Below are 14,302 nucleotides of genomic sequence, written 5' to 3'. Positions count from 1 at the left end.
TGCGCCGCGGTGTTGCGGCGCCGCAATAGCGGTTCAGCCGGGCGGGGTGACGCCGGCCAGCCGGGCGAAGGCGACCGGCGCGATCTCGGCCAGCGCGGAGAGCTCTGTCCAGGCCGCGGCGTGAACCTCCTCCTCCTGCGCCACCAGCGGCAGGGCGGGGTCGGCGAGGAAGAGATATTGCAGGTCGTGATGGACATGCGCCGGCTCGCCGCGCGCCGGCTTGCCGGGCACGTCGTGGCTGTCGATGGCGAAGGGCAGGTCCTGCCCGGCATGCCAGGGATGCAGCCGAAGGCCCGCCACGCCGGTCTCCTCCACCGCCTCGCGCGCGGCCGAAAGGTGGAAGGCCTCGGCCGGTTCGTAATGGCCGCCGGGCTGCAGCCAGCGGCCGATCACGACATGGTCGATCAGCAGCACCTGCGCATGGTCGGGCGAGAGCACGAAGGCGCTGGTGGTGACGTGGCCGGGGAAGGTCTCGCGGCTGTCGAGCACATGGCCCTGCGCCATCTGCCAGCGCAGCAGCGAGAGATGCTCGCGGCGCGGCGTCGCGACCTCGGCGAGATAGCGCGAGACCGCGGTCTCGAGCCGGGCTGGGAAGGCGGTGCTCATCAGCGGGCGGCCGCCTCCGGCAGCGGGATGCGATAATGCTCGAACCCGCCATTGCGGGCGCCGTCATAGCCGACGATCACGTCGAGCCTGCTGCCGCGCTGGCCGAGAATGGTGACGGCCTCGGCCTTGTGGCCGGGGCGGGAGGGCAGGGTGCCAAGCAGGCGCGAGCCGGTCGGCCGGGCGGGATCGACCAGCAGCAGCGCGTAGGGCTGCGCCTGTTCCTGGCTCGGCCCGACCAGCGCCAGCAGCCGGCCGTCGCGCAGCGCTGCGAGATCGCGCACGCCGCGGTCCTTGCCGGCGGGAATGGCGAGCACCGTCGGCATCACCGTGGCGGCCGCCTTGCCGGGCGCGAACAGCGCCTCGACCGGGGCGCCGACGAGATAGGCCCGGTCGGTCAGGGAGGGCGCGCGCAGCCCGGCCCAGAGCGTGGCGCCGGTGACGGCGACCCCCTCGACATTGAGGCCGTTCTCGCCGTCGAGATCCTTGCCGAAATAGCCCGAGACCTCGTCGGCACGGCGCAGAACGTCGCTGAGCCGGTAGGTCAGCTCGACCTTGCCGGAGGGCGCGCCGGCCTCGTCGACCTTGAGCCTGGCGAGATGGAAGGCGGAGAGCCGGAACTCGCCCTTGCGGCGCGAGCAGCCGTGCGAGCCGGCGATGTAGAAGGCGCCCTCGGCATAGGTGACCGCCTCGCCGTCGAATTCGGCGAAGGGGCCGGGCGCGCGGCAGAGATCGCGCGGCGGGGTGCCGAGCGTCGCATCCGAGGCCTCGTCGCCGATCAGCGGCACCGTGGCGCCGGGCTTGACCCGGTTCTCGGCGATGCTGGCGAACTGGGCGAAGGAGCCCTCGTCGTTGATGACGAGGCAGCGCAGCGTACCGGTGGCCGCCGGCATGCAGGCCAGGCCGCTGAGATCGACCGCCGGCTTGCCGCCCGCCTTGCTGCCCGAGAAGTCGCCATCGGCGCGCAGGCGCTGATAGGGCGTCAGGGTCTCGGCCGCGGCCGGCAAAGCGGGCAGGACCGAGGCGAGCAGAAGGGCGATCAGGCGGGGCGACATGGCGATTCCGGGTGGGGGCTGCGCCGGATTAAGCGGCGCCGCCGGGCCGATGTCAAAGCGAAGCGGGCGCCGCCTTGAGGCGACGCCCGCTCGCATGCGTGACGGAGGGGCAGGTCAGGCCAGCTTGGCGTAGGCCGGGACCGTCAGGAACTCCTCGAAGCGCGGCGCCAGCGAGAGCGCCTCGAACAGCGCGATCGCCTCCGGGAAGCGGCCCTTGTCGTAGGCTTCTGCCCCAAGCTCGCCGCGCACGCGCTCCATCTCCTGCGGCAGGCAGCGCCGGAACAGCGCGGCATCGGCCGTGACGCCGCCCTCCAGCGTGACGCCGTACTGGACGAACTGCCAGATCTGGGCGCGGCTGATCTCGGCGGTCGCCGCGTCCTCCATCATGTTGTAGATCGGCACCGCGCCCCGGCCGCGCAGCCAGGCCTCGATATACTGGACGCCGACGCGGATGTTCTCGCGGAAGCCCTCCTCGGTGCGGGTGCCCTCGTGCACTTCGAGCAGGTTTTCGCGGCCCACCTGCACGTCCTCGCGCAGCTTGCCGAGCTGGTTCGGCTGCGGCATCAGCCGGTCGAACACCTCCATCGCGACCGGGACGAGGTCGGGATGGGCGACCCAGGTGCCGTCATGGCCGTCGCCGGCCTCGCGCTCCTTGTCCGCCTTGACCTTGGCGAAGGCGGCGGCGTTGGCCTCGGGATTGTTCTTTACCGGGATCTGCGCCGCCATGCCGCCCATGGCGAAGGCGCCGCGGCGATGGCAGGTCTTGATCAGCAGCAGCGAATAGGCACGCAGGAAGGCCTTGCTCATCACGACCTGCGAGCGGTCGGGCAGGACATAGGCCTTGTTGCGGGCCAGCTTCTTGATGAAGGAGAAGATGTAGTCCCAGCGGCCGCAATTCAGCCCGGCGATGTGCTCGCGCAGTTCGTAGAGGATCTCGTCCATCTCGAAGGCGGCCGGCAGGGTCTCGATCAGCACCGTGACCTTGATGGTGCCGCGCTTCAGGCCGAGCGCGTCCTGCGCCGCGACGAAGACGTCGTTCCACAGCCGCGCCTCGAGATGGCTCTCCAGCTTCGGCAGGTAGAAATAGGGGCCCGAGCCCTGCGCCAGCGCCGCCTTGGCGTTGTGGAAGAGGTAGAGGCCGAAATCGACCAGGGAGCCGGAGGCCTCCTCGCCGTCGATCAGGATGTGACGCTCCGGCAGGTGCCAACCGCGCGGACGGATGATCAGGACGGCGGGCTTGTCCTTGATCGCATAGGCCTTGCCGCTGACCGGGTCGGTGAAGTCGATCGTGCCGGCCCAGCGGTCCTTCAGGTTGAGCTGGCCGTCCATCATGTTGGACCAGACCGGCGAGGAGGCGTCCTCGAAATCGGCCATGAACACCTTGGCGCCCGAGTTCAGCGCGTTGATGATCATCTTGCGGTCGACGGGACCGGTGATCTCGACGCGGCGGTCCTGCAGGTCGGCCGGGATCGGCGCGACGGTCCAGTCGCCTTCGCGGATATGGCGGGTCTCGGCCAGGAAGTCGGGTGTCTCGCCGCCGTCGAAGCGCTTCTGCCGCTCGACACGCAGCGCCAGCAGGCGCTTGCGGGTCTCGTTGAAGCGGCGATGCAGCTCGGCGACGAAGGCCAGCGCCTCGGGCGTCAGGATCTCGTCATAGCGGGCGGCGAGCGCGCCCTTGACCACGACGCCGGCGGGCGGGGTGAGGCTGGACATGTCGGTTTCCTCCTGAACGCATCTGCGATGCCGGAGGTACTCTGCCCGCTCAGGATTTTATCCGGAAGACGAGTGGATGTCCGAGGACCTGTTCCAATCCGGAAACAATCATGCCACCGCCTCGCGGCGACGGCATGATCGGTTCGGCGACCCGCAAAGGGGCCGGATGCGCGAAACGCGCGATCAGAACTTGTAGGTGACGCCGGTCGCGAAGATCCAGGGATCGATGCGGACCTTGCCGGTCACGGCGCCATTGTTCACCTTCACCTTGGGCTCCAGGAAGATCTTCTTCACGTCGAAGTTGATGCCCCAATGGCGGTCCAGCATGATGTCGACGCCGGCCTGCAGGGCGAGGCCGAACGAGTCCTTCAGATCGAAGCTGGTGAAGCCGCCCTTGGCCTTCTCGTTGAAGAAGACGGTGTAGTTCACGCCGGCGCCGACATAGGGCTTGAACGCGCCGATCGGGTCGAAATGGTACTGCAGGGTCAGGGTCGGCGGCAGCAGCCAGGCCGAGCCGATCTTGGCGCCGGCGAGGGCGCCCGCGCCCTTCACATTGTGCGGGGTCACGCCGAGGATGAGCTCGGCGGCGAAGTTCTTGGTGAAGAAGTAGGTGATGTCGAGCTCGGGGACGACCGAGGTCGAGATGCTGACGTCGCCGCCGACGATCGGGGCGCCGCCGGCGCGCAGCTTGGCCTGCTCCTGCGGGACGACGACGAGCGCGCGGCCGCGGATCATCCAGGGGTTCCAGATGTCGACCACCGGCGCCAGCGGCGCACCCTTGCGGGAGGGGAGGTCGGCGGCGGCGGCACCGAGCACCGTCGTGCCCAGCAGCAGGGCGGCGAGCGGGGCGAGGGCAAGGTTGCGCGTCATCGAAGTGATTCCTGAGCGAGAGGCCGCAGCGGCGGTACGCGGCCTTTCCACCATGGCGCGCAGGGGCGCGACTTTGACCTGGATCAAACAAGCGGCCCGTCGCCGTAGCGCGGGCGCGACCGTGGCATTCCTGTGACAGTGGCGTGGCGAAAACCGGCCTGACCCGGACATGGCGTGGAAAGGCGCGTTCCGGCGCCGATCGAAGGACCATTCCATGACCGCCACCCGCCCGGCGCTCCTCGCCGCCCTTGTGCTGACGGGCCTCACCGCTTCGCCCGCGCTGGCCCAGAACCGCTGCGCCGTCACCGACCCGACCGGCACGCCGCTCAACATCCGCGAGACGCCGAACGGCGACATCATCGGCCGCGTCCGCAACGGCGCCGGCGTGCGCGTGGTCAACAGCGGCCATGACGAGCGCGGCCGGCCCTGGGTGCTGATCAGCCCGCGCGGCTCGGCCCATATCGTCGGCTGGGTCTATCGCGAATTCATCTCCTGCTACTGAGCCGCGGCCGCTGAGAGGCCGCGGGCGCCATGCCGGCCGGCGCCCGGTTTGGCAGGCTCAGGCGGCCGCGGAGAGCGCCTCGAAACGGGCGATGAAGGCGGCCTCGGCGGCCTGCGTCGGCAGCGGCTCGACCAGGGCCAGCACCGGACGCGGCAGTGGCTGCGGGCGTCCGAAGAAGCGCAGCGCCTCCTCGCGGGCGAAGCCGGCGAGCTCGGTCGCCTCGAGGAAGGCCGCGATCATGTCGGCTTGCTTGGTCTTGCGCTTCTGCAGCGCCGGCGGCGCGGGCGGCAGGCCGAAGCGCAGATGGATCGCCGCCAGCAGCCTGGTCTCGACGCCCTTGTAGGCGTCGCCCATCACCGCCTTGAACGGCGAGATCATGTCGCCGATCACATATTCCGGGGCGTCGTGCAGCAGCGCCATCAGCCGCCAGCCGGCCGGCCAGTCCGGGTTGAGATGAGCGGCGATCGCCTCGACCAGCAGCGAGTGCTGCGCCACCGAGAAGGAATGGGCGCCGCGGGTCTGGCCGTTCCAGCGCGCCACGCGGGCGAGCCCGTGCGCAATGTCCTCGATCTCGACGTCGAGCGGGGAAGGATCGAGCAGGTCGAGCCGGCGGCCGGACAGCATGCGCTGCCAGGCCCGGGGCGGGGCAGGCGGGCGGGCCATCAGCCGCCGGGCCGCGTATCGCGCGCCAGCACCCGGCATTCCTCGAAGCGGAAGCAGCCGGCGAGGTGGTCGTTGATCAGCCCGCAGGCCTGCATGAAGGCGTAGACGATCGTCGGCCCGCAGAAGGTGAAGCCGGCCGTCTTGAGGTCCTTGGAGATCGCCTTGGACAGCGCCGTCTCGGCCGGGACCTCCTCATGGGTGCGGAAGCCGTTCTGCAGCACGCGCCCGTCGAGCCGCCGCCAGAGGAAGTCGGCGAAGGGCTCCTTCTCGCTGATGCGCAGATAGGCCTGCGCATTGCGGATTGTGCCCTCGATCTTGCCGCGATGGCGCACGATGCCGGCATCGGCGAGCAGGCGGGCGACGTCCTCCTCGCCGAAGCGGGCGACGGCCTCCGGATCGAAGCCGGCGAAGCCGCTGCGGAAGGCGTCGCGCTTGCGCAGGATGGTGATCCAGGAGAGCCCGGCCTGGAAGCCGTCGAGGATCAGCTTCTCCCAGAGCGCGCGCGAATCATATTCGGGCACGCCCCATTCCTCGTCGTGATAGGCGAGGTAGAGCGGGTCGGTGCCCGGCCAGATGCAGCGATAGCGCCCGTCCGGGCCGGGAATGGCCTCGCGCCCGCTCATGTTGCGCCCGCTCATGCGCGCTCCCCGAAGCCGGCCTCGCCCGGATAGGGGAAGCGCAGGAAGCCGGGCTTCTCGGCCAGGGTGAAGGCGATGCCGCCGGCATCCAGCGTCTGCCCGGCCGCGATGGCGTCGGCGACGCGGTCGAGCCGCAGCATGGCGAGCGCCCGGCCGCCGGCGCAGCCGCCGACGCGACCGAGCGTCTTGCCGCCGGCGCTGGCCTCGATCCCGTCTTCCGGGTGGAGCCCCTCGGGGAAGACGATCGGCACGATGCGGGTGCGGGCCGTGCCGCGGTGCTGCATGCGCGAGACGACCTCCTGGCCGATATAGCAGCCCTTCTTGAACGAGACGCCGCCGAGCTGGTCGAACAGCGCCTCGTGCGGGAAGGTGTCGTCATAGAGGAAATCGCGTCCGCCATCCGGGATGCCGAGGGCGATGCGCCGGGCGTGATAGGCGTCGGCGCTGCCGGTGGCAATCTCCTCGACGCCGTCGCGATCGCAGATGGCACGCTCGCCCAGCGCCGGCAGGCGCGGATCGGCATAGACCACGCCGGCATCGGCCGGCAGCGGGGCGCCGTCGTCGCTGGCGAGCACGGCGGTCGCCTCGATCAGATCGTCGAGCGTCAGCTTGGCGCGCAGCTTGTAGAGCTTCAGGCGTTTCATCAGGTCGGGCACACGCAGCAGCTGGCAGTCGAGCAAGAAGCCGCCGCCCTCCTCATCGGGCACGGCGACCACCAGAAAATCGCCGATGATCTTGCCCTGCGGTGTCAGGAGCCCGCCATAGCCTGCGCGAGTGGCCGTGACCTCGGACATCTCGTTGGTGACGAGGTTCTGCAGGAAGTCGCGGGCATCCGCGCCGCCGACCCGAATCACGCCACGGTCGACCAGTCTCGCTGCCGGCATGGGGGCCTCTTCCGTTGTCGGCCGGCGGAGCTGCTGGCCGCCGCCGGAGGGGATGGTCCGCGCATCGACGGGGGCCGGCAAGCCCGGCCCGTATCGCGGCCCGACGCTATAGGAGGCTTCGCGCGCCGGCTCAACCGCTCGCCCGGAAAACGGGTGCCGGCCGGGGTGGCAGCTTCGGGGAACTCGGCCGCGAGGCGGCCCGTCAGGCGGTGCGCCTCAGTGGCGGGTACCGGTGGAGAAGGTGCCGGTGCGGATCTTCTCGGCCAGGCCCTCGGCGAAGACGGCAGTCGCGTCCTCGCCATAGGTCTCCACCAGCGTCCGCATCGCCGCGAACAGGGCGGCATGGGCGAGCGCGTCGGAATCGAGCCCGTCCTGCTGCGCCTCGGTGAAGGCGTCCTCGATATAGCAATAGGCCACGCGACGCGCGTCACGGACATCTTCGGCGAGCGTCGGATCGAGCGGCAGATCGTCGGAGAGAACGGACATGAAAACGGACAACTCGGGCGCTGGCGGACAGGGCGGGATCGACGTGAAACACGACCATCCCGGTGATCTGTCGGAAACCATAAGGCGGCAGTTCCGGGCGCGCCATCATGGTCTTTAAGAAAGGTTAACGGCCGGGGGATAATTCGGCGCAACCGGCCGGATCAGCCGCCGAAGCGCCCCGCCAGCGCCCGCGCCAGCACCTCGCCCTCGCGCGCCAGCCGTGCCGCAGCCTCGCGGCTGCCCTCGCCGCAGACGCGGTGCGTCGCGGCATAGGCGCGAAAGCCCCGGTTGTAGGCGCCGCTCAGCCGGGCCTTGCGAGTGGGGCTGCGCCCCTCCGCCTCCAGCAGCGCCGCCATCCGCTCGCGCCAGTCCTCGGCCTCACGCGCCCCGCACAGCGTGCGCAGATAGGACAGCGAGCCCATCAGCTCGGCCAGCGACAGCAATTGCGGCTCGTAGGGCGGGGCGGGCGCCTCCGGCTCGGCCGTCGCCTCGGCGGGCTTCTGCGCGGGCGGGCTCGCCGGCCGCTGCTGGGCGAGGGCGGGCGTGCCCCCGACCAGCGTCGCCAGGACGAACAGGGCGATGGCGCGCCTCATGGCAGGGCCGCCGCTTCGGCCGCGATCGCCGCGGCGCGGCGCAGCACGTCGCCGAGCTCGCGCGTCGTTGGCAGGCCGCCGAGCCTGAGCGGGTCCGCCCACATCACCTCGCCCGCCTCCGGGCCGGGACGTGGCTCGCCCGAGAGCCATTGCCCGACGAAGGAGGCGACGACGAAATGATGCGTGACCGTGCCGCCGGCATCGCGGCCGACGATCTCGACATGGCGGTTGAAGCCGACGATGCGGGCGCTGACGCCGACCTCCTCCGCCAGTTCACGCAGGGCCGCGTCCTCCAGGCTCTCGCCGGCCTCGACCTTGCCGCCCGGCAGCGACCAGAGCCGGTCGGCCGGGGGGCTGGTGCGGGTCGCGAGCAGCACCTTGCCGTCACGGAAGACGGCGAGCGAGGCGGCCAGCACCGGCCGCGCCAGCTTCCGCGCCGGGTGGGGGAAGCGGATGACCCGGCCGCCCTCGCCGCTCACACGTGTTGCCCGCCATTGATGTGGAGCTCGGCGCCGGTGACGTAGCTCGAAGCGTCGGTGCAGAGGAAATAGATCGCCTTGGCGACCTCCTCGGTGCGGCCGAGCCGCTGCAGCGGCAGCTTCTCGACGATCTTGTCGGTGCCGGGGGAGAGGATGGCGGTGTCGATCTCGCCGGGCGAGATCGCGTTGACGCGCACGCCGAGAGGGCCGAAATCCGCCGCCATCTCGCGGGTCAGGCTGGCGAGCGCCGCCTTGGAGGTGGCGTAGGCCGCGCCCGCGAACGGGTGCACGCGCGAGCCGGCGATCGAGGTGACGTTGACGATGGTGCCCTTCGCCGCGGTCAATTCGTCGAGCAGGCCGCGCGCCAGCATGATCGGCGCGAAGAAGTTGACCTGGAAGACCTTGTGCCAGTCGTTGAACGAGGTCGTGGCGGCGCCGAGACGGGCGCCCTCCCTGCCCTTGGGCGAGATGCCGGCATTGTTGACCAGCGCGTGCAGCTTGCCGCCCTCGGCCGCCAGCCTTTTCTTGATCTCGGCGATGCCGCGCATCGTGTCCTCGGGGTCGCCGAGATCGATCTGGACGTGATCGTCGGCGCCCGAGGGCCAGGGGCACTTGTCGGAGAAGGCCTGCCGCGAGCAGGACAGGATGCGCCAGCCCGCCATGGCGAACTGCATCACCGTGGCGTGCCCGATGCCGCGGCTGGCGCCGGTCAGCAGCATGACGGGCCGTTTGCCGGGCTCCGTCGCGGGGAAATCGAATGTCGGCATGGCCATGGCGGCGTTGTGTCCTCGAAGGGGCGTCAGGGATAGAGCCGCGTCCGGGTCCAGTCGCCCTCGGGGGAGGGGCGCCGGAAGACGATGCGGTCGTGCAGGCGGAAGGCGCCGTCGCGCCAGAACTCGATATAGACCGGCGCGATGCGGAAGCCGGTCCAATGGGGCGGGCGCGGCACCTCGCCGACGCCGAACTTCAGCGCATAGCTCGCCACCGCCTTCTCCAGCGCGTATTTGCTCTCCAAAGGGCGCGACTGCTGCGAGGCCCAGGCGCCGATGCGGCTGTCGCGCGGGCGGGAGCGGAAATAGGCGTCCGCCTCGGCGTCGCTGACCAGCGAGACCGGGCCGCGCACCCGCACCTGCCGGCGCAGGCTCTTCCAGTGGAACAGCGCCGCGGCCTTGCCCTGGCCGAGCAGCTCCTGGCCCTTCTGGCTCTGGGTGTTGGTGTAGAACACGAAGCCGTCCGCATCGAAATCCTTGAGCAGGACCATGCGGGAATTCGGCATGCCGTCGGCGTCCACGGTCGAGAGCGCCATGCCGTTCGGGTCGTTCGGCTCCGACGCCTTCGCCTCTTCCAGCCAGGTTCCGAACAGCGCGAAGGGCTCCTCGGCCTCGGTGAAGTCACCGCTCGTTAACGGGTTCACGTGCTTAGTCCTTTGAAGTTTCAGGAAGCGTCGGGCGAGCGCGATCCGTCATGTGGTTGGAGTCGGCAGTCATATATAGAGCCTGCGAGCCAGCGAGCCAGAGCCTCGAAGCCGCGGGCACCGCCGCGCGCCGCACATCGCTCGCAGCGGTGGTGCTGTGCGGGCTGGCCGCGGGCGGATGCTCCATGTCCTTCCCGATCATGGGCCTGTCCAGCAAGGCCGAGGACGAGGTCGCGATGACCACCGCCTCGGTGCTGCCGGCGCGCAGCGGGCTTGGCGCGGGCGGTCTTGGTGAGGGCGGGCTCGGCGGGCTGGCGCCGGATCTCGGCCCGGAGGATGTCCGCAGGGCTTCCGGCGCGCTGGCACTGGCGCTCGATCCGCAGGGCAATGGCGCGCCGGTCTCCTGGGACAATGCCCAGAGCGGCATGAAGGGTCGCTTCACCCCGGTCGGCGGGCCCTTCCTCAAGGAAGACGAGATCTGCCGGGCCTTCCTGGCCTCGATGGCGCTGCAGAGCGGCCCGGTCAGGCTCCAGGGCACGGCCTGCCGGCCTTCCGGCGGCGAGTGGTCGATCCGCGACGCAAAGCCCTGGAAAGGCGAAAGCTGAGCCCGATCGCCTGTTGCGAACAGGCCACAGTCATCCCATCTAGGAGGCGGCTCCGGGCAGACGGGGCCGGGAATGCTTCCGGGGTTTTCGAATGCGTGATCCGTATCAGGTTCTGGGTGTGGCGAAATCGGCCAGCGAGGCCGAGATCAAGAAGGCCTATCGCCGCTGCGCCAAGGACTTGCACCCCGACCGCAACCAGGGCGATCCCAAGGCCCAGGACAGGTTCGCCGAGCTGAATACCGCCTATGAGGTGCTCGGCGACGAGCAGAAGCGCAAGCAGTTCGACCGCGGCGAGATCGACGCCGAGGGCAAGCCGCGCTTCTCGGGCTTCGAGGGCATGGGCGCCGGGCGCGGCGGGGCGCGACAGGGCAGCCACGAATACCATTTCGACATGGGCGGCTCGCCCTTCGGCCGCGGCGGCGGGCCGGAGGCGGGTTTCGATCCGGCCGACATCTTCGGCTCGCTGTTCGGCGATGCGGCGCGGCGCGGCGGGCGCCAGCGCCCCAACCAGTCGGCCAAGCCGCCCGAGCAGCAGTTCACGCTCGAGGTCACGCTTGCCGAGGCGGCCAATGGCGGTACGCGCCGGGTCAAGCTGCCGGGCGGACGCGAGATCGAGGTGACGATCCCCGAGGGCGTCGCCGACGGCAAGGTGATGCGCCTGCGCGGCCTCGGCCAGCTGCATCCGCTGACCGGCGAGGCCGGCGACGTGCTGATGACGATCAAGGTCAGGCCCGATCCGCGCTTCACCGTCGACGGCAGCGATCTGCGTGCAAGGGTGGCGGTGCCGCTGGCCACCGCCGTGCTTGGCGGGGCGATCCATGTGCCGACGCTGTCGGGCGCGGTGGAGATGAAGGTGCCGCCGCTGACGGGCACGACGCGGCAGTTCCGGCTGCGCGGCAAGGGCCTGCCGACCGGCAAGAAGGACGGCCATGGCGACCTCTTCGTCGCGCTCGACATCGAGATGCCCGCCGAGGACGCCGAACTGACCGCGCTGATGAAGGCGCGGGCGGGCTGAACAGGAATCCGGCGGGCGGGCTTCCACAGCTTCGCAGCCTCGGCTAAGAGACCCTCCGGCCCCTCCCGCCGGTTCGTCCAGTTCGAAGGTCTCCGATGCCTGATTCCAGCAGCGCCGCCCACACCGCCAATCTCCTCAAGGGCAAGCGCGGCCTCGTCATGGGCGTCGCCAACAACCGCTCGATCGCCTGGGGCATCGCCAAGGCCGCCGCGGATGCCGGCGCCGAACTGGCGTTCACCTATCAGGGCGACGCGCTGCGCAAGCGCGTCGAGCCGCTCGCCAAGCAGCTCGGCGGGCATCTGGTCGGCCATTGCGACGTCACCGACCCGGCCTCGATCGACGCGGTCTTCGCCGAGATCGAGAAGCTCTGGGGCAAGCTCGACTTCGTCGTCCACTGCATCGCCTTCTCCGACAAGGACGAGTTGACCGGCCGCTATGTCGAGACGACCGAGGGCAACTTCACCAAGTCGCTGCTGATCTCCTGCTATTCCTTCACGGCGATCACCCAGCGCGCCGAGAAGCTGATGCCGGATGGCGGCTCGCTGCTGACGCTGACCTATTACGGCGCCGAGAAGTGGATGCCGCACTACAACGTCATGGGCGTGGCCAAGGCGGCGCTGGAGTCGAGCGTGCAATATCTCGCCGCCGATCTCGGCCCCTCGAAGATCCGCGTCAACGCGATCTCGGCCGGCCCGATCAAGACGCTCGCCGCCTCGGGCATCGGCGATTTCCGCTACATCCTGCGCTGGAACGAGTACAACTCGCCGCTGCGCCGCACCGTCACCATCGAGGAGGTCGGCGAGACCGCGGTCTTCCTCGTCTCCGACATGTCGCGCGGCATCACCGGCGAGATCATGCATGTCGATGCCGGCTACCATGTCGTCGGCATGAAGGTGCCGACCGCCCCGGACATCACCCTCGACAAGGGCGAGTGAGCCGCGACGCGGCCCGGCCGGCGGCGATCATCGACGGTCTCTGACAGATCGCGAGGCCGGGGGCGGGAGACCGTCTCCGGCCTTCGCCGTTCAGGCGCCGGCGAGCAGCGTCGCGAGGCGCGCGGTCTCGTCTGCGTCGCGGCGGACCTCGGCATCCGCCAGCGTAGCCAGCAGATCGGCGACCGCGCGGCCGCCGATCGCGGTTCGGGGCGCGATCTCGGCCAGCGGCGCCAGCACGAAGGCGCGCTCGGCGATGCGCGGATGTGGGATCTGCAGGCCCGGCCGGTCAATGGCGGCGTCGCCAAAGGTGAGGATGTCGATGTCGAGGGTGCGCGGGCCCCAGCGCTCCCGGCGCTCGCGGCCGCCTTCACGCTCGATCGCCAGGCACAGCGCCAGCAGTTCCTCGGCCGGCAGCGTGGTCTCGACCAGAACCGCCATGTTGCGGAACTCAGGCTGGTCCTCGACGCCCCAGGGGGCGGTGCGCCAGACCGAGGAGCGCGCGCGCAAGGCGACGCCCGGCGTCGCGCCGAGGCGCCGCAGCGCCGTGGCGAAGGCTGCGACCGGGTCCCCGAGATTGCCGCCGAGGCCGAGCGCCGCCTCAGCGCTCACGGGTGAAGTCCAGCCGGATGCCGACCGATTCCATCCGTCCCGGAATGGGCGGGGCCGGCTTGCGCAGGGTGACGCCGACGCGCGTCACCTTGGGATAGGCCTCGAGGATGGCGTCGGCGAGGGCGCGCGCCGCCGCCTCGAGCAGGCGGAAGCGCCTGGCTGAGAACACCTTGCTGACCAGGGCGACCACCGCGCCATAGTCGACCGTATCCTCGAGATCGTCGCTGACCGACGAGGCGCGCAGGTCGCAATCGAGCACCAGATCCATCGAGAAACGCTGGCCGAGCCGGCCCTCCTCGGCGAAATGGCCGTGATAGGCGTAGAGGTCGAGCGCCTCGATGAAGATCTGTCCGGTGGCGCTCATGGCCTTGCTCCGATGGCGGCCCAGACCTTCAACGCGTCGAGATGGGCGTCGACATCATGGGCGCGGATGATGGCGGCACCGCGCATCACCCCGTAGAGATGCGCCGACAGGCTGGCGGCCAGCCGCTCGGCGGGGACGGTCTTGCCGGTGATCAGGCCCAGCGTCGACTTGCGCGAGGCGCCGAGCAGCACCGGGCAGCCGAGCGCGTCGCGCAGCCGGTCGAGCCGGTCGATCAGCAGCAGGTTCTGCTCCGGCGTCTTGCCGAAGCCGATGCCGGGATCGACGACGATCTGCGCACGCGGCACGCCGGCCGAGGTCGCGATGGCGAGCGAGCGCTCGAGGAAGCGCAGCACCTCGGCAAGGATGTCGAGCCCGGCATCCGCCGTCTCGCGGTTGTGCATCAGGATCATCGGCGCGCCATGCTCGGCCGCGACGGCGGCGATCGCCGGGTCGCGCTGGCAGCCCCAGACATCGTTGACGATGGCGGCACCGGCGGCGAGGGCGGCGCGCGCGACCTCAGACTTGTAGCTGTCGATCGAGACCGGGACGGTGCTGCCGGAGAGCGTGCCGCGGATCACCGGCAGAACGCGCGCGGCTTCCGCCTCCGCGTCGAGCGGGGCATGGCCGGGCCTGGTCGATTCTCCGCCGATATCGACGATGTCGGCGCCTTCGCCGGCCAGGGCCAGCGCATGCGCCACGGCCTTGCCCGCCTCGGCGAACAGCCCGCCATCCGAGAAGGAATCCGGCGTGACGTTGACCACGCCCATCAGGAGCGGTCGCGGCCCGAGCGGCAGTGTGCGGCCGTCGGGCAGGGTGAGGGTGGCGTGCATGGCGAACTCGTTTCGACAGCGCGTCTTACACAGGCCGTGGCGGC

At 70.4% G+C, this 14,302-nt stretch carries 19 protein-coding genes; 4 read left to right on the top strand and 15 right to left on the bottom strand.

The features are described 5' to 3' along the window. Window positions 1-33: 33 nt before the first annotated feature. The 4 genes from ABE438_RS09615 to ABE438_RS09600 all read right to left on the bottom strand — a co-directional run bounded on the left by ABE438_RS09615 (window position 34) and on the right by ABE438_RS09600 (window position 4,241). On the bottom strand, window positions 34-606 hold the full coding sequence (locus tag ABE438_RS09615; protein ID WP_346502388.1) for an NUDIX hydrolase: 573 nt from the start codon (window positions 604-606) through the stop codon (window positions 34-36). Beyond that, window positions 606-1,658, bottom strand: coding sequence for a DUF3616 domain-containing protein (locus ABE438_RS09610; RefSeq protein ID WP_346502387.1), 1,053 nt, complete (start codon window positions 1,656-1,658; stop codon window positions 606-608). The genes ABE438_RS09615 and ABE438_RS09610 overlap by 1 nt, the downstream gene beginning before the upstream one ends. A 114-nt stretch (window positions 1,659-1,772) precedes the next feature. Next, window positions 1,773-3,371 (bottom strand): malate synthase A, encoded by a 1,599-nt coding sequence (aceB, locus tag ABE438_RS09605; RefSeq protein WP_346502386.1) that lies wholly within the window; start codon window positions 3,369-3,371, stop codon window positions 1,773-1,775. A 183-nt stretch (window positions 3,372-3,554) separates the two neighbouring features. Next, window positions 3,555-4,241 (bottom strand): OmpW/AlkL family protein, encoded by a 687-nt coding sequence (locus tag ABE438_RS09600; protein WP_346502385.1) that lies wholly within the window; start codon window positions 4,239-4,241, stop codon window positions 3,555-3,557. A 214-nt stretch (window positions 4,242-4,455) separates the two neighbouring features. Between ABE438_RS09600 and ABE438_RS09595 the strand changes: the two genes are divergently transcribed. Further along, window positions 4,456-4,743: an SH3 domain-containing protein gene (locus ABE438_RS09595; protein ID WP_346502384.1), complete on the top strand. Its 288-nt coding sequence runs from the start codon at window positions 4,456-4,458 to the stop codon at window positions 4,741-4,743. Between the two features lie 57 nt (window positions 4,744-4,800). Here ABE438_RS09595 and ABE438_RS09590 read toward each other — a convergent pair whose 3' ends face one another. From ABE438_RS09590 to pdxH, 8 genes are all read right to left on the bottom strand, one after another. Further along, window positions 4,801-5,367, bottom strand: a complete 567-nt coding sequence (locus tag ABE438_RS09590) for an HD family hydrolase (protein ID WP_346502383.1) — start codon at window positions 5,365-5,367, stop codon at window positions 4,801-4,803. A gap of 38 nt (window positions 5,368-5,405) precedes the next feature. Further along, window positions 5,406-6,044, bottom strand: a complete 639-nt coding sequence (locus ABE438_RS09585; protein ID WP_346502382.1) for a DNA-3-methyladenine glycosylase I — start codon at window positions 6,042-6,044, stop codon at window positions 5,406-5,408. Continuing rightward, entirely contained in the window at window positions 6,041-6,928 is an 888-nt protein-coding gene (gene ygfZ, locus ABE438_RS09580) for a CAF17-like 4Fe-4S cluster assembly/insertion protein YgfZ (RefSeq protein WP_346502381.1), read from the bottom strand. Before ygfZ ends, ABE438_RS09585 begins: the two co-directional genes overlap by 4 nt. Window positions 6,929-7,144: 216 nt before the next feature. After that, window positions 7,145-7,414: a hypothetical protein gene (locus tag ABE438_RS09575; RefSeq protein ID WP_346502380.1), complete on the bottom strand. Its 270-nt coding sequence runs from the start codon at window positions 7,412-7,414 to the stop codon at window positions 7,145-7,147. A gap of 161 nt (window positions 7,415-7,575) precedes the next feature. Further along, on the bottom strand, window positions 7,576-8,007 hold the full coding sequence (locus tag ABE438_RS09570) for a TIGR02301 family protein (protein WP_346502379.1): 432 nt from the start codon (window positions 8,005-8,007) through the stop codon (window positions 7,576-7,578). Further along, window positions 8,004-8,486: an NUDIX hydrolase gene (locus ABE438_RS09565; protein WP_346502378.1), complete on the bottom strand. Its 483-nt coding sequence runs from the start codon at window positions 8,484-8,486 to the stop codon at window positions 8,004-8,006. Before ABE438_RS09565 ends, ABE438_RS09570 begins: the two co-directional genes overlap by 4 nt. Continuing rightward, complete coding sequence (locus ABE438_RS09560; protein WP_346502377.1) at window positions 8,483-9,259, bottom strand: SDR family NAD(P)-dependent oxidoreductase; 777 nt, start codon at window positions 9,257-9,259, stop codon at window positions 8,483-8,485. Before ABE438_RS09560 ends, ABE438_RS09565 begins: the two co-directional genes overlap by 4 nt. 26 nt (window positions 9,260-9,285) lie before the next feature. Further along, window positions 9,286-9,900 carry a pyridoxamine 5'-phosphate oxidase gene (pdxH, locus tag ABE438_RS09555; RefSeq protein ID WP_346502376.1) on the bottom strand — a complete coding sequence of 205 codons (615 nt, stop codon included), beginning with the start codon at window positions 9,898-9,900 and terminating at the stop codon, window positions 9,286-9,288. Window positions 9,901-10,085: 185 nt separating this feature from the next. Here pdxH and ABE438_RS09550 point away from each other — a divergent pair, with 185 nt between their 5' ends. The 3 genes from ABE438_RS09550 to fabI all read left to right on the top strand — a co-directional run bounded on the left by ABE438_RS09550 (window position 10,086) and on the right by fabI (window position 12,455). Further along, window positions 10,086-10,505, top strand: a complete 420-nt coding sequence (locus ABE438_RS09550) for an RT0821/Lpp0805 family surface protein (RefSeq protein WP_346502375.1) — start codon at window positions 10,086-10,088, stop codon at window positions 10,503-10,505. A gap of 91 nt (window positions 10,506-10,596) precedes the next feature. Then, the gene (locus tag ABE438_RS09545) at window positions 10,597-11,520 is read left to right on the top strand and encodes a J domain-containing protein (protein WP_346502374.1); all 924 of its coding nucleotides are present in this window, start codon (window positions 10,597-10,599) and stop codon (window positions 11,518-11,520) included. 95 nt (window positions 11,521-11,615) lie between these two features. Beyond that, on the top strand, window positions 11,616-12,455 hold the full coding sequence (gene fabI / locus ABE438_RS09540) for an enoyl-ACP reductase FabI (protein ID WP_346502373.1): 840 nt from the start codon (window positions 11,616-11,618) through the stop codon (window positions 12,453-12,455). 90 nt (window positions 12,456-12,545) lie between these two features. On the opposite strand, the gene folK is transcribed toward fabI, so the two are convergent. Genes folK through folP form a run of 3 tightly spaced genes read right to left on the bottom strand, consistent with a single transcriptional unit; the run spans window position 12,546 to window position 14,258 of the window. Beyond that, complete coding sequence (gene folK / locus ABE438_RS09535; protein ID WP_346502372.1) at window positions 12,546-13,064, bottom strand: 2-amino-4-hydroxy-6-hydroxymethyldihydropteridine diphosphokinase; 519 nt, start codon at window positions 13,062-13,064, stop codon at window positions 12,546-12,548. After that, a complete protein-coding gene (gene folB / locus ABE438_RS09530; protein WP_346502371.1) occupies window positions 13,054-13,428 on the bottom strand; it encodes a dihydroneopterin aldolase in 375 nt (124 codons plus the stop codon). The genes folK and folB overlap by 11 nt, the downstream gene beginning before the upstream one ends. Then, the gene (folP, locus tag ABE438_RS09525) at window positions 13,425-14,258 is read right to left on the bottom strand and encodes a dihydropteroate synthase (RefSeq protein WP_346502370.1); all 834 of its coding nucleotides are present in this window, start codon (window positions 14,256-14,258) and stop codon (window positions 13,425-13,427) included. Before folP ends, folB begins: the two co-directional genes overlap by 4 nt. Window positions 14,259-14,302 lie beyond the last annotated feature (44 nt).

Origin of the sequence: Allobosea sp. TWI1241, assembly GCF_039673065.1 — a bacterium.
GTDB lineage: Bacteria > Pseudomonadota > Alphaproteobacteria > Rhizobiales > Beijerinckiaceae > Allobosea.
The sequence above is the reverse complement of the archived record's forward strand: the minus strand, read 5'-3'. Positions and strand labels throughout refer to the sequence as shown.